This window comes from Sphingomonas sp. T1 (genome assembly GCF_902506585.1).
GTDB classification, from domain to species: domain Bacteria; phylum Pseudomonadota; class Alphaproteobacteria; order Sphingomonadales; family Sphingomonadaceae; genus Sphingomonas; species Sphingomonas aerolata.
Genome location: NZ_LR733875.1, coordinates 330,595 through 345,511, shown reverse-complemented (window position 1 = coordinate 345,511; position 14,917 = coordinate 330,595). Strand labels below are relative to the sequence as shown.

The 14,917-nt window shown below is 67.9% G+C and carries 8 protein-coding genes and 1 tRNA gene; 6 read left to right on the top strand and 3 right to left on the bottom strand.

From position 1 onward, the window contains the following. Positions 1-44: 44 nt before the first annotated feature. Together GV027_RS01480 and GV027_RS01475 are read right to left on the bottom strand one after the other, a co-directional pair. A tRNA-Leu gene (locus tag GV027_RS01480) sits at positions 45-129 on the bottom strand. Positions 130-285: 156 nt separating this feature from the next. Then, complete coding sequence (locus GV027_RS01475) at positions 286-3,354, bottom strand: TonB-dependent receptor domain-containing protein (RefSeq protein ID WP_031439245.1); 3,069 nt, start codon at positions 3,352-3,354, stop codon at positions 286-288. A gap of 203 nt (positions 3,355-3,557) precedes the next feature. Between GV027_RS01475 and GV027_RS01470 the strand changes: the two genes are divergently transcribed. The 6 genes from GV027_RS01470 to nagE all read left to right on the top strand — a co-directional run bounded on the left by GV027_RS01470 (position 3,558) and on the right by nagE (position 11,913). Beyond that, entirely contained in the window at positions 3,558-4,571 is a 1,014-nt protein-coding gene (locus tag GV027_RS01470) for a N(4)-(beta-N-acetylglucosaminyl)-L-asparaginase (RefSeq protein ID WP_159510729.1), read from the top strand. A gap of 7 nt (positions 4,572-4,578) precedes the next feature. Then, on the top strand, positions 4,579-5,343 hold the full coding sequence (locus GV027_RS01465; protein WP_236558995.1) for a copper homeostasis protein CutC: 765 nt from the start codon (positions 4,579-4,581) through the stop codon (positions 5,341-5,343). Positions 5,344-5,428: 85 nt separating this feature from the next. Then, positions 5,429-6,499: an SIS domain-containing protein gene (locus tag GV027_RS01460; RefSeq protein ID WP_159510727.1), complete on the top strand. Its 1,071-nt coding sequence runs from the start codon at positions 5,429-5,431 to the stop codon at positions 6,497-6,499. After that, a complete protein-coding gene (nagA, locus tag GV027_RS01455; protein WP_159510726.1) occupies positions 6,496-7,638 on the top strand; it encodes an N-acetylglucosamine-6-phosphate deacetylase in 1,143 nt (380 codons plus the stop codon). Before GV027_RS01460 ends, nagA begins: the two co-directional genes overlap by 4 nt. Positions 7,639-7,681: 43 nt before the next feature. Continuing rightward, positions 7,682-10,183, top strand: coding sequence for a phosphoenolpyruvate--protein phosphotransferase (gene ptsP, locus GV027_RS01450; protein WP_159510725.1), 2,502 nt, complete (start codon positions 7,682-7,684; stop codon positions 10,181-10,183). After that, entirely contained in the window at positions 10,180-11,913 is a 1,734-nt protein-coding gene (nagE, locus tag GV027_RS01445) for an N-acetylglucosamine-specific PTS transporter subunit IIBC (protein ID WP_159510724.1), read from the top strand. Before ptsP ends, nagE begins: the two co-directional genes overlap by 4 nt. A gap of 61 nt (positions 11,914-11,974) precedes the next feature. Here the strand turns inward: nagE and galA are convergent, their stop codons facing one another. Further along, positions 11,975-14,896, bottom strand: a complete 2,922-nt coding sequence (gene galA, locus GV027_RS01440) for a beta-galactosidase GalA (RefSeq protein WP_159510723.1) — start codon at positions 14,894-14,896, stop codon at positions 11,975-11,977. Positions 14,897-14,917: the final 21 nt, after the last annotated feature.

Below are 14,917 nucleotides of genomic sequence, written 5' to 3'. Positions count from 1 at the left end.
CGGGCCGACTGGTTTCGGTCGCCCGGGCTCTTAAACAGTAAAGGTGGTGCGGGTGGCCGGGGTCGAACCGGCACTCCTTTCGGAACAGGATTTTGAGTCCAGCGCGTCTACCAATTCCACCACACCCGCACGGCCACCCTGCAGGCTTCAAGCCCCGGGCAGCGGCGGTTTCGCTAGACCATGCGATCCACGCCCGCAAGCACGAACCCGCCTCTCCATCGCCGAACGCGCGCATAAAAAAAGGCCCACCGTTTCCGGCGGGCCTTGAGGTGGGGGGGTACGGGATCAGAACCGGACGGTAGCACCAACCGCCAGGTTGCGACCAAGCGAGTCGTAGCGCTGCGGGATGGTGTTGGTCCGTGCCAGCGCGACATTGTAGGAATCGGGGACGATCGGCGCGCTCTTGTCGAGCAGGTTGTTCGCGATCAGGCGCAGCGAGAACGCCTTATCGATCGCGAAGTTGAGCGCGAGATCGAAATAGCTTTTCGGCGAGACGCGGAAATAGCTGGTCCGCTCACGCTCGGGCGTGCCGCCGATCGCCGGATCACCCGAATTGTCCGCATTCGTCAGCGAACCGACATAGCGCCAGTTGAACGACGCGCTGAACCCCTTGTCGACCGTCGTATAGGTCGCGCGCAGGCCGTGCGACCATTTCGGGATCAGCTGACCGCAGCCATTGCCGTAATAGCCTGCGCAGTTGCGGGTCGGCTGGACCGGCGAGTCCTGACCACCAGCAAAAGTCGTCAGCGAGCCGTTGAAGTTCCAGTCGATCTTGCCGACGCTGGCAAGATCGAGCGTGTACTGCGCTTGGAAGTCATAGCCGCGGGCGATCGACTTGTAGAAGTTGGTCGTGCCCTGGCGGATGAAGCCGGTCGTCGGGTTGCTGGCCGCGTTCGAGTAGAGCGTGCCAGTGCCGGGATTGCGGACGATGCCCTGACAGAAGAACGCGTCGCCGTTCGAACGCTGACAGCCATCGGTGTAATAGCTGAAGTCGTTATAGCCGAGCGAGTCGTCGATCTTGATCTTGTAGCGATCGACCGAGAAGACCAGCCCGGGAACGAAGCGCGGCTTCACGATCAGGCCATAGGTCTGGGTATAGGCCGTTTCGGGATCGGCTTCGAAACCGCCCGAGCGAACCGTACATCCGGTCGCTCCCGTCGATGCATCCCCCGGACAGATCAGCGTCGGGCTGCCGTACAGCGCGTCGGACAGGCCGGTCGCGCGGCAGACCTCGCGCGAGGCGACGGGCGTGCCATAGGTCACGCCGCCAGCGGCGTTGGTCGTCACGGTCGGTGCGCAGAAATCGTTGAACGTGCCCGATCCGCCACGGGCGAAATCGACATTGGTAGCCTGCCGGATCTCGGTCACGGTCGGCGCGCGTTGCGCCTTGTTGAACGAGGCGCGGAACGTCAGGTCGCTGACCGGGGCGTAGATGCCCTCGATCTTCCACGTGTTGAAGCTGCTCGAATTGCTGCTGTACTTCGAAACGCGATAGCCACCATTGGCCTGCAGCAGTTCCGCGAACGGCTTGTGCTCGATCAGCGGCGCCTGGACCTCGATATTGGCCTCCCAGACGTCCTGCTTGAGATAGGTGTCATTGCCACCAAGCCCGGCGCGGTAGACGCTGTCGGCGGTCGATTTCAGCGTATCCTTGCGATATTCCGTGCCGAGCGCGATTGCGACGCCCTGCTCGGCGAACGGCGAGGTGACACCGTACTTGCCGAGATCGCCGGTGATGTTCGCCTGCACGTCATACAGCGTACCGATCGTGGTCGACGTGCCGCGGTCGTAGAGATAGTCGATCAGCGCCGGATTGGTGTTGCCCGCGCTGAACGCATCGAACGGCACGCAGGCGGCGTCGGTGGTCCCTGCGCAGGTCGGTGCCGCGAGCGTCCCGCCCACGTTCAGCGAATTCCGCAGATTGGCCGCGTTGACGAAGCTCGGCGTGTAGTCCTGCTTGTTGCGCGCATAGACGCCGCCAATGTCATAGGTCCATGCATCGCCGGCCTTGCCGCGCAGACCGCCGGTCAGGCGCAGACCGGTGTTCAGATAACTGTCCGGCTGGTCGTTGCCCTCGCCGAGGCGATAGCGGATGTCGATCGGCGCAAACGCCGCGGTACCCGCTGCCGCACCGCAGATCGTGCTGGCCTGTGAAGCCGACAGGAACGGATTGTTGCAGTTCACCTGGACGTTGCCGCCCGCGATCGCCGGGTAGTTGTTGTACGACTTGTCGCGGAACCAGATGCCCGATGCATAGACTTCGGCGTCCGGCGCGACATCGAGGCTGACGAAGCCACCCGCGTTCACGCGCTCGGACGGGCGCTGATAGGCGTAGTTGCTGAAATAGTTCGACGCATTGCCCGCACCGGTGCCGAACGGCACGAAGGTGCGCGTGCCATTGGGGTTGTTGACATACTGCCCCGTCGCGACGCCCTTGCTGTCCAGTGGCGAAATCAGGCCGCTGGTCGAGCTGCTCGGCGTCAGGCCGCACGAGATCGGCGCGTTGAGGCTCGTCTGCGTGAGGTAGCAGCCCGAGTTCGACCGCTCGGACAGCAGGACCTCGTCGGTATGCTTGTAGTTGACGAAGCCGTTGATCCGCAGCGCACCGTCGAAGAACTTCTTGCCCGCGGTCAGCGTGACGTCGGCACGGCCGCCATCGTTGGTGAGGCCGCGCGGGCTGTTGAAGCCGGCTGCGCGTGCCAGCGACGAGACGACCGTGTCCTTGTTGTTGTGGTTGTAGAAATTATAGTTTCCGTCGAGCTGGATGCCTTCGAAATCCTTCTTCAGGACGAAGTTGACGACGCCGGCGACGGCATCGGACCCGTAGACCGACGACGCGCCACCGGTCAGGACGTCGACGCGCTCGAGCAGCGACGGCGGGATGATGCCCACGTCCTGCCCGTTCTGCGTGCCGAGGCGCTTGCCGTCGATGAGGACAAGCGTCCGCTCGAACCCGAGGCTGCGCAGCTTGATCCGCTGCCGGCCGTCCGAATCATTATAGGTCTGCTGGCTGTCGGGCGCGACCTGCGGCAGACGGTTGAGCACGTCCTCGACATTGACCGCAGCCTGGGCGCGGATGTCCTGCGAGGTGACCGAGGTGATCGGTGCGGCGGATGTCATGTTCGGACGCTGGATGCGCGATCCGGTAACGACGATGTCGCCTCCGCCAGCGCGGTCTTCGGCAGGCGGCGCGTCGACGGCGCTGGTCGCGGTCGCCGCATCCGCCTCGACCTTGGCCTCCGCGGGCGTGGTAGCCTCGGCCTGTGCCGGCGTGACCTGTCCAATCGCAGGGGTCGCGGACACCATCAGTGCCCCCGCAAGCGCCATATAAGACGCCGAATTACGCACGTTCATACTAAAAACCCTTGTTTGGACCAGCGTTGTCGCCTGCCCCCGTCTCCTTCGTAAGGTTTTGGTCATAATCGGGTCTCAGTCAATACCTTAGTAAGACCACTGTGTAACGTTTCGGACCGGATGTTGTAAAATGGCCATACGACTGGTCGACCGCCGTGACTTGCGATACGACTGGGCGCCAGGGTGACAACAGGGGGCTGCTGATGAAGACGAGACGATCGTTGCTGACCGCGTTTGGTGGTATTGGAGCGGCCCTGCCCTTTGTTGCGCCGATCGCCCGCGCGCGCGCCGCAACCAGCGGCGCAGCGCCCGCGCTGATCGTGTCGACCTGGGATTTCGGTGCTGCAGCCAATGCCGCGGCTTTTGCCCGCAGGAGCGCCGGCGGATCGCTGATCGATTCGGTCGAGGCCGGCGCGATGGTCCCCGAAGCCGATCCGGACAATCACAGCGTCGGCTATTCTGGCTATCCCGACCGCGACGGCCATGTCACGCTCGATGCGGTCATCATGGATGATGCGGGCGGCGTCGGCGCAGTCGCAGCGCTCGAGAACACGATGCACGCGATCTCCGTCGCGCGGCGTGTGATGGAGCGGACACCGCATACCATGCTCGTCGGCGAAGGCGCGACGCGGTTCGCGCGTGACCAGGGCTTTAAGCAAGAGTCGTTGCTGACGCCCGAGGCGGAAAAGGCGTGGCGAGACTGGCTGAAGACCGCGGATTATCGCCCCGAAGCCAATAGCGAGAACCGCATCACGCGGACGCCCGGTGGCGCGCTCGACCATGACACGATCGGCCTTCTGATGCGCGATCCGACGGGGCGGATGGCGGGCGCCTGCACCACATCGGGCATGGCGTTCAAGATGCGCGGCCGGGTCGGTGATTCGCCGCAGGTCGGATCGGGGCTCTATGTCGAGGCCGGCGTCGGCGGCGCGACCTCGACCGGGTTGGGCGAGGAGGTCACGCGTGTCGCAGGGTCGGCGCGCGTCGTCGCATCGATGCGCGCGGGCGCGTCACCGCAACAAGCCTGCGAAGAGGTGGTCCGCCATATCGCGCGGCTGCGCGGCGACGCGATACGCGGCGTGCAGGTCGGCTTCCTCGCGCTCGATACGAAGGGCGCGGTCGGGGCCTTCTGCCTGTTGCCGGGCTTTACCTACGCCGTCACCGACGCGCGCGGCAGCACCACGGTGCTGAAAGCGCGCGCGTTGTTCGCGAGCTGACCGCATGATGCGCGACGCCATGACGCTCGAAGTCTGTGTCGAGGATCTCGACGGCATCGATGCCGCGGTGGAGGGCGGCGCCGACCGGATCGAGCTGTGCGCCGCACTCGCGGTCGGTGGCTTGACGCCGCCTGCGTCGCTGATCCGCGCGGCGGCGCAGGCGCCCCTCCCCGCGCACTTGCTCGTACGCCCGCGTGAGGGCGGTTTCGCCTACACCCCGCGCGAAATCGCGCTGATCGCCGACGATATCGTCACCGCTGCGCACGCCGGGCTTGCGGGCATCGTGATCGGCGCAACCCTGGCCGACCACCGGCTCGACGCGGCAACTCTGGCCAAGCTGATCGCGCACGCGCGGACGCTCGGCAGCGAGCGCGGCAGACCGCTTTCGCTGACGCTGCACCGCGCCTTCGACGTGTGTTCCGATCTTGGCGCCGCGCTCGACACCGCAATCGAACTCGGCTTCGACCGGGTCCTCACTTCGGGTGGGACGCCCAAGGCAATCGACGGGGTCGAGGCAGTGGCCGACCTGCATCGCCAAGCCGCCGGTCGCATCATCATCCTCGCGGGCAGCGGCGTGTCCCCGCAATCACTGCCTGCGCTGCTGCGCACCGGCATCACCGAAGTCCACGCGTCGTGCCGTCAGCCGATCGCCGGCGGGGCCGACCCGGTGGACGTGCGATTCGGTTTCGCCGCGCCGAACCGCACCGCGACCAGTACGGACCGCATCCGCCAGCTGTCGCATATGCTTACGCAGAAACACACGCTTGAATAAGACCAATCTATAACTTACGCTTGGCACAATCCAACGACGAAGGCCGCCATACGGTCACCGTGCAAGATCCTGAGAGCGAGCTGTCATGACCAACGCCCCCCCCGCCCCCTTGGCGGCACGCGACCCGGAAGCCACGCTGATGTTCAGCGAAGCGGCGGAATCGGGTGCCGCGGTTGCCCGGCTGCTCGCGGCCAATGCTGAAGCCTTCACGACACTCGGCGCAAAGCTGCGGTCCGCACCGCCCGCGGTGGTCGTGACCTGCGCGCGCGGATCGTCCGATCATGCCGCGGTTTACGGCAAATACCTGATCTGGACGAAGACCGGTATCCCGGTCGCGGCCGCCGCCCCCTCGGTCGTGTCGTTGTACGACGCAGAGCTTTCCGCGCAGACGACCCTGTGCATCGCCATCTCGCAAAGCGGCCGCAGCCCCGATCTGCTCGCGACGGTCGCCTCGATGAAGGCAGGCGGCGCGCATGTCGTCGCGCTGGTCAATGACGAGACCTCGCCGCTCGCCGCCGCCGCCGACACGCTGATCGCGCTCAAGGCTGGCCCCGAGCGCTCGGTCGCTGCGACCAAATCCTATATCTGCGCGCTCGCGGCACTGGCGGCACTCACCGCGGAATGGGCCGACGACGATGCGTTGCGCGACGCGGTGGCGGCGCTTCCCGCCGACCTGGAGCGCGCCTGGGCGCTCGACTGGTCCAGCGCGATCGCGCCGTTGCGCACTGCTACCAACCTCTTCGTCATCGCGCGCGGCCCGGGCTTCGGCATCGCCAACGAGGCGGCGCTGAAGATGAAGGAAACCTGCGCGCTTCATGCCGAAAGCTTCAGCTCGGCCGAGGTGCGCCACGGCCCGATGCAGCTCGTCGAGGACGGTTTTCCCCTGCTCGCGCTGGCGACCTCCGACGCGGCCGGCGACGGCGTGCGCGATGCCGCGGCCGAATTTGCGGGGCGCGGCGCCTGCGTCCTGCTGGCCGATGCCGCACGCGACGCGCAGGCCGGCGACGCGACGCTGCCCGCGTTTACCGCGCATCCGGCGATCGAGCCGGTCCTGATGATTCAGAGCTTCTACAAGCTCGTCAACGCCCTTTCCGTGGCGCGCGGGTTCGATCCCGACGCGCCCTCGCATCTTGCCAAGGTCACGCGCACGCTATGACGACTTTCCGGTTTTCTAACGGCCATATCGTCACGCCGGCCGCTGTCCTCACCGACGCGACAATGGTCGTCGAAGACGGCCGGATCGTCAGCCTCGACGCATCGCCCGCTACGGGCACAGCCGCGGAGACGATCGACCTCGACGGGGGCTGGATCATGCCCGGCTTCGTCGACACGCAGGTCAATGGCGGCGGCGGCGTGCTGTTCAACGATGCCACCACGGTCGAGGGGATCGCCGCCATCGGTGCGGCGCATGCCCGCTACGGCACGACTGCCTTCATGGTCACGCTGATCAGCGACACGCCCGACGTGATCGCGCGCGCGCTCGATGCGGTCGACGCCGCGATCGATGCCGGCGTGCCGGGCGTGGTCGGCATTCATGTCGAGGGCCCGGTCATCAGTGCGGCCCGCAAGGGCATCCATGATGCGTCGCGCTTCCAGGATCTCGACGACGATCTGATGGAATTGATGACGCGTCCCCGCCGCGGCCGCGTCATGCTGACGCTCGCGCCCGAACGCGTCACCGCCGATCAGGTCGCCGCGCTCACCGCCGCCGGGGTGCTGGTCAGCATCGGTCACAGCGATGCGAGCTACGCCACCGCCGCCGCGGGCATCGCTGCGGGCATCACCGGCGTCACCCATCTGTTCAACGCGATGTCGCCGCTGATCCACCGCGCACCCGGCGTGGTCGGTGCAGCGCTCGACGACCAGTCGGTCTATTGCGGGATCATCGTCGACGGCTTTCACGTCGATGACGCCGCGTTGCGGATCGCATTGCGCAGCCGCCCGCATGACCGGTTCATGCTCGTCTCCGACGCGATGCCCTGTGTCGGCGCGGCGGACAAGTCCTTCACGATCCAGGGGCGGCCGATCCATGTCGAGGATGGCCGCTGCGTCGGCGCGGACGGGACGCTGGCAGGGTCGGACCTCGACATGACCGGTGCGGTCCGCAATGCGGTCGCAAGGCTCGACCTCGCGCCCGAGATTGCCGCAGCGATGGCGTCGACCTATCCGGCCGCGTTTCTCGGCCTGTCGGACACGCGCGGGGCGCTTGCCCCCGGGCAGCGCGCCGACTGGGTGCGGCTGACGCACGATCTCCACCCCCTGGGCACCTGGTTCGGCGGCGTTCCGTCCGCCTAACCACGCCCCGCTTTACCCCCCTTACGGCACCAAGGACGATCCCATGGCTCCCATCCTCCTGAGCGCGCCGATGCAGGGTTGGGCGCTGCCCATCGATCAGGTCCCCGACGCGGTCTTCGCCGACCGCATGCTGGGGGACGGCGTCGCGATCGATCCGACCGGCGACGGGCTCTACGCGCCCTGTGACGCGACCGTGCTGACGCTGCTCGACAGCGGCCATGCGATCACGCTGCGCACGGCGGAGGGCGCGGAGATCCTGATCCATATCGGGCTCGATACCGTCGCACTCGGCGGCCGGGGCTTCTCGCCCTGCGTTGCGGTCGGCGACAGGGTCGTCACGGGCGCGCCGCTGATCCGCTTCGATCTCGACCTGCTCGTACGCGAGGCGCGTGCCGTCGTCACGCCGATCATCATCGTCAACCCCGACCGGTTCGCCATCACGCAGTGCACGACCGACCGGGAGGTCGCGCTCGGCGACCCGCTGATGACGATCGAACCGGTAGCCGACATCCGGCCCGACGCAGTCGCAGGTGGCGCGGCCTCGGGCGAAATCCTGACGCGGACGATCACCGTGCCGCTTGCGCACGGGATTCACGCGCGCCCCGCCGCGCGGCTCGGGGCGCTCGCGAAACGCTATACCGCGGACGTCACGGTCACGCGCGATGCGAACACGTCCAGCATTCTCAGCCCGATCGGGCTGCTCGCGCTCGGGGTGCGGTACAACGACCCGATCACGCTCGGTGCGCGGGGCCCCGACGCCGCCGACGCGCTCGACGCGATCGCGGCGCTGATCCTCAGCGGCATGGACGAGACCACTCCCGCACCCGCCCCGGCCCCGGCAGCAGCCAGCCCGGCGCGCGCGGCGATCGACGGCGCGCTGCTCGGCGTGACCGCTGCACCAGGCCTCGCGGTCGGCAAGGCGCGCTGGTTCCGCCATGCCGAGATCGCGGTCCCCGAACAGGGCCAAGGCATTGCCGTCGAGAATGAGCGGTTCGCGAGCGCGATCACGACGCTCGCCGCGCGGCTCGCCGAGCAGACCCGCCATAGCACGGGCGCGCAGAAGGCGATCGTCGAGGCGCATGCGGCGATGCTCGACGATCCCGTGCTCCGCGACGGGACGCAGGCGCAGATCGCCGCGGGCAAAAGCGCGGGCCACGCCTGGCGCGCCACGATCCGGCCGCTTGCCGACGCATTGCGCGCCGGTGCCGATGCACGGCTTGCCGAGCGCGCGGACGATATGCTCGACCTCGAACGCCAGCTGCTGGCGGTACTCGAAGGCGTCGAGACGACCGTCCCGGTCTTTCCGCCTGAGACGATCCTGCTCGCCGACGACCTGCTGCCATCGGACATCCTGGCGCTCGACCGCGCGACGGTCATCGGCCTGTGCGTCGCGCGCGGTGGGCCGACGTCGCATGTCGCCATCCTCGCCGCGACGATCGGCCTGCCCGCCCTGGTCGCGGTCGGCCCCGCGCTTGCTCCGCTGGCGGACGGCACGCCCGTCATCCTCGAGGCGAGCGAAGGGCTCATGCGTGTCGATCCCGACGCGGACACGCTCGTCGCCGCGCAGGTCCGCCTCGCCCAGGCCGAGATGCGCCGCGCCGACATGCTCGCGCGCGCTGGCGAGCTCTGCCGCATGGCCGACGGGACGCGGATCGAGGCCTTTGCCAATCTCGGATCGATCGGCGATGCCCGTCTCGCGCGCGACAACGGGGCGGAGGGCTCCGGCCTCCTCCGCACCGAATTCCTGTTCCTCGAACGCGAATCCTCACCAAGCGTCGCCGAACAGACCGCCGACTATCAGGCGATCGCCGACGCGCTCGACGGTCGCCCGTTGATCGTCCGGCTGCTCGATATCGGCGGCGACAAGCCCGCGCCCTATCTGCCGATGGATGCCGAGGAGAATCCCGCGCTGGGCCTGCGCGGCATCCGCGTCGGGCTCGCCTATCCGCAGATGCTCGAGGATCAGGTTCGCGCGATCCTGTCGGTCCGTCCCACCGGTCAGTGCCGGATCATGGTGCCGATGATCGCCAGCCTCGACGAGCTGCGCGCGGTCCGCGCGGCTGTCGACCGGATCGCCGCCGAGCTCGACCTGCCCGATCGCGTCCCGGTCGGCGTCATGATCGAGACCCCCGCCGCGGCGGTGACCGCGGACCTGATCGCCAGCGAAGCCGACTTCCTGTCGGTCGGCACCAATGATCTGACCCAATATACGCTGGCGATGGACCGCGGAAATCCGGCGGTCGCGCCGGGTATCGACGGGCTTCACCCCGCCGTCCTCCGCCTCATCGCGCAGACCTGCAAGGGTGGCGCGGTCCATGGACGCTGGACCGGCGTCTGCGGGGGGCTGGCCTCCGAACCGCTTGCCGTGCCGATCCTGATCGGCCTCGGCGTCACAGAACTCTCCTGCGCACCGGCGATCATTCCGGAGATCAAGGCGCTGGTCGCCACGCTCGGCATGGAGGCGTGCCGCGCGCACGCGACCGCGTGCCTCGCCTGCACCTCCGCCGCCCAAGTCCGAACGCTCGCCCGGGAGTTTGCCGCATGAAGTCGATACTCGAAGCCCTGCAGCCGCTCGGCCGTGCGCTCATGCTGCCGATCGCGGTGCTGCCGATCGCCGGCCTGTTGCTGCGGCTCGGCCAGCCCGATCTGCTCGACATCGCGTTCCTGAGCGCGGCCGGGGACGCGATCTTCTCGCATCTGGGTCTGTTGTTCGCGATCGGCGTCGCGACCGGCTTCGCCCGCGACGGCAACGGGGCGGCCTGTCTGGCGGGTGTCGTGTGCTTCCTCGTCGCGACCGAAGCGGGCAAGGTGTTCCTCGCCGTCCCCGCCGACGTCGTCGCGGGGATAGCGACCCCGACGCTCGAGATTGTCGCCGCCGCCTGGAAGGCCAAGGCGATCGCGCGGCTCGACGTGCCGATCGGGATCCTGTCTGGGCTTGCCGGCGGGCTGCTCTACAACCGGTACTCGGCAATCAAATTGCCGGAATATCTCGCCTTTTTCGGCGGGCGTCGGTTCGTTCCGATCGTCAGTGGGGTTGCCGGGCTGGTTTTCGCGGTCATCTTCGGCGCGGGCTTCGGTATCCTGAACGCGGGCGTCGATCAGCTCAGCCTGGCGGTCAGCGGCAGCGGTGCGATCGGCCTGTTCCTGTTCGGCCTGTTCAACCGGCTGTTGCTCGTCACCGGGCTGCATCATCTGGTCAACAACATCGTCTGGTTCGTCGCGGGCGACTATCACGGCACGACCGGCGATCTGCGGCGTTTCTTCGCGGGCGATCCCGATGCCGGCGCGTTCATGGCGGGGTTCTTCCCGGTCATGATGTTCGGCCTCCCCGCCGCCTGTCTCGCCATGTACCACGCCGCGCTTCCTGAGCGTCGCAAGGCCGTCGGCGGCATGTTGTTCAGCCTCGCGCTGACCTCCGCGCTGACCGGCGTGACCGAGCCGATCGAGTTCAGCTTCATGTTCCTCGCACCGCTTCTCTATGCGGTCCATGCGGTGCTGACCGGGCTGTCGATGGCGTTGATGAACGCGCTGGGCGTGAAGCTCGGCTTCGGCTTCTCGGCGGGACTGCTCGATTATGTCCTCAACTATGGCAAGGCGACGCGGCCGTTGCTGCTGCTCCCCGTCGGTGCGGTCTATTTCGCGCTGTATTACGGGCTGTTCCGTTTCTTCATCCGCAAGTTCGACCTCGCCACCCCGGGCCGGGAAGCAGAGGCCAGCGTTGCGGCTGCCGCACCGGTAGCAGGCGGTCGTGGCGCGGCATTCGCACAGGCGCTTGGCGGCGGCGCGAACCTGACCACGGTCAGCGCCTGCACCACGCGGCTGCGTCTGATCGTCGTCGATCAATCCGCGGTCGACGACGCGGCTCTCAAGGCGCTCGGCGCGCGCGGAATCCTGCGCCCATCGAACGCCGCGCTGCAGGTCGTGCTCGGCCCGATCGCGGATGTGGTCGCGGTCGAGATCCGCGACGCGCTCGCCCTGGGCGGTCCTGCAGTTGTCGCCAGCGCTGCGCCCGCTGCGACCGCCGCACCCGTGCCAGACACCACCGCGGTGCGGCTGTCGGACGCGGCCTTTGCAGCACTCGGAGGCGAGGATAATATCGTCACCGCGAGCCGCCACCCCGGTCGGGTGCGGATCGAACTGGCCGACGCTGCGGCGATCGACGAACCGCGTCTCGCACATCTCGGGCTCCGCGCCACCGCACGCCCCGCCGCCGGTCAGTTGCACCTGCTCGGGACCGACGCGACGCTCGCGACGTTGATCCACACGCCCGCCTGACGTCTATTCCGCCCGTCCCTTCGGCATCGGCCGAGGGACGGGCGGCACGGCACCGCCCTTGTTATTGTGCGCGCGGTTCCAGCGTCACGCCGCCGACGAGCCCGGACGCGACGCCGGCCGCCGCCTCGACCAGCACCGCGATCGTCCGCACGCCGCCGCCCGGCGGCACCGCCGCCTCGAACGGTCCGACCGATGCGGCGTCCTTGACCGCGATCCGCATGCCATCGACCCATAGCTCCGCACGCCCGGCGATCGCCGCAAAACGGATCGCGCCCCCCTCCTGCGCAACCCGCCGCCACGGCGTGACCGTTGTGCGATAGATGCGCCAGCGGCCCGCACGATCCGGGTCGACTCGCGTCCCGCTGCGTACGAACGCCCAGCTGTTATTGTCGCCATCGACCGGTGCCAGCGCCGGATCGGGTCGCGTCGCCATCGCCGGCGAACGCCGCCACTCGCGGATCGCCATCGCAGCTAGCGTCACGGCGACCTGCGCAGGCGGTGCGAGACCCGCGCGATCGATCGTCAGCTGCGCCGGCTTGAGGCCCGGTGCGGTCGCGGTCATCACGATCCGCCCCCGCCCCTCGCCCGCCTGGACGATGACCTGCGCAAGGCCGTTGAACAGCGACCGGGCACTGCCCTTCTCGCTCTCATGGCTGTTCGGATCGCCATTGCCGATCCCGATGATCGCCGCCCCCTCGACCGCGAACCGCGTCGGCAGGTTGGCGGTCGGCACGTGGCGTCCTGCCGCATCGACCGCATCGATCGTCACCGGCTGCGCATCCTCGCCATCACCCGCCATCACCGTCCGCGCCGGCGTCAGCCGCAGCGCGACCGGCGAACCGGCGGTTTCGTGCGCCGCGCGTGCCACCTGCGAACCGCCGCGCCGCGCGATCACCTCGATCCGCCCGGGGGCATAGGGCACGACGAATTCATTCCCCATGATCCGGTCGACCGCCGCCTCACCGACGACCCGGCCGTTCAGCCGGACCTCGACGCGCTCGGCATTGCTCATCACCAGCAGCGTGACCGGCTGGCCTTCCCGCCCTGGCCAGGTCCAGTGCGGGGTGATGCTCACCATTGGCGCGGTATCGACCCAGTGCGCGCGGTGGATGTCGAACGCGGTCTTGGGAAAACCGCACAGGTCGAGGATCCCGAAGAAGCTCGAGATCGTCGGCCATTCATGCGGGGTCGGCTCGCCGTGATAATCGAACCCCGTCCACACGAAGCCGCCCGCGACGAACGGCCGCTCGGCGATCTTCTTCCAGGTGCCGCGATGCGTATCCCCCCAGCTCGCCGCCTCGACGTCATAGGACGACTGGACATGCCGCGCCGGATCGCTGGCAAAGGCCCCACGCGTCTCATAGGCGCTCGTATCCTCCGAGCTCGTGATCGGCTTGGTCGGGTTGAGCTGGTGGAAGCGATCATAATCGCCCTGATAATAGTTGAACCCCGTCACATCGATTTCGCTCGAGACGTTGACGGGATCGAAAAAGGCGCCGTTCATCGCCGCGGTCACCGGGCGGCTGTCGTCGAGCGCGTGCGTCGCATGGACCATCCGCCGGAGCATCTCGACGCCGGCCTCCGTCCCCTGCATCGGCTCTTCGTTGAACACCGACCACAGGATCACGCTCGGATGGTTGCGATCGCGCCGCACCATCCATTCGAGTTGCGCCATATAGTCGGGCGCGGGATTGAACTGGCGGTTCTCGTCCATCACGACGAACCCCATCTCGTCGCACAGGTCGAGCAGTTCGGCCGCCGGGGCATTGTGCGAACAGCGGATCGCATTGCACCCCATCGCCTTCAGCCGTTCGAGCCGCCAGCGGACCAGCGCGTCGGGGATCGCGGTGCCGACGCCCGCATGATCCTGATGCAGGCACACGCCCTTCAGTTTCACGGGCTTAGCGTTCAGGAAGAAGCCCCGGTCCGCATCGAAGCGGATCGTCCGGAACCCCACGCGTGTCCGCCGTTCGTCAATGACGCTGCCGTCTCGCATCACGCGCGTGACGACGGTGTAAAGCGTCGGGGTCTCGATCGACCACAAGCGGGGCGCCGTCACCGGCATCGTCAGCGTCGTCACCACCGGATCGAGCGGCGCGACGCTCGCCACCGCGCGTGCCGTCGCAACCGGCTTGCCGTCCGGGTCGAGCAGGATCGTCTCGATCGTCACGCCGACCGCAGCGCGGCCTATGCTGCCGATCGTCACCGCGACCGGCACGTGCCAACCCCCCGCCGGGTCGCGTCGCGGATCGCAGTGCACGCCGTCGGTGACGATCGCGACCGGCGCGCGTCGGACCAGCCAGACATGGCGGTACAGGCCGGCGCCTTCATACCACCAGCCTTCCATCGCGGTGGCGTCGACCCGCACGACGATCATGTTCAGATCGTCGCCGAACCGGGCGAACGGGGTCAGGTCGATCTCGACGCTGTTATAGGCGGACCAGTTGTGCGCGACGACGCTGCCATTGACCCAGATCGTCGCGTTGCTCGCGATCCCGTCGAACCGCAGCGCGATCGTCTTCCCACGATCGTCCGCGTCCAGCCGCAACGTCCGCCGGTACCAGCCGATGCCGCGCCGGCGATAGCCCTGCGAGATATTCGCATCGCGCTCGAACGGCTGCGCGGACGCCCAGTCATGCGGCAACCGGACCGGCGCCCAGTCCGAATCGTCAAACGCCATGGCCGCGGCGCCAAGCGCATTGCCCGCCTTCACGCTCAGATAGGTCGCATTATGCCCCTCGGGCGCGGGCGTCGCGACATCGCCTTCATGAAACACCCAACCGCGTTCGATCCGGGTGCAGGACGGGTCCTGAACATGCATTGCAGGCGGCAGCGTCCGCGACGGCGCGGGCATCGGCAATGCGCCGGCCTCGCCTGCCTGCCGACCTGCGCCAGCCCCGGCAGCGGCAAAGGCGTCGGTCGGGCGGACGACGACGCCGACACCGGCGCCCGCCGTGCCGATGAGGAGCTGGCGTCGGTTCATGGCAGTCTTTCGGTGTAACGG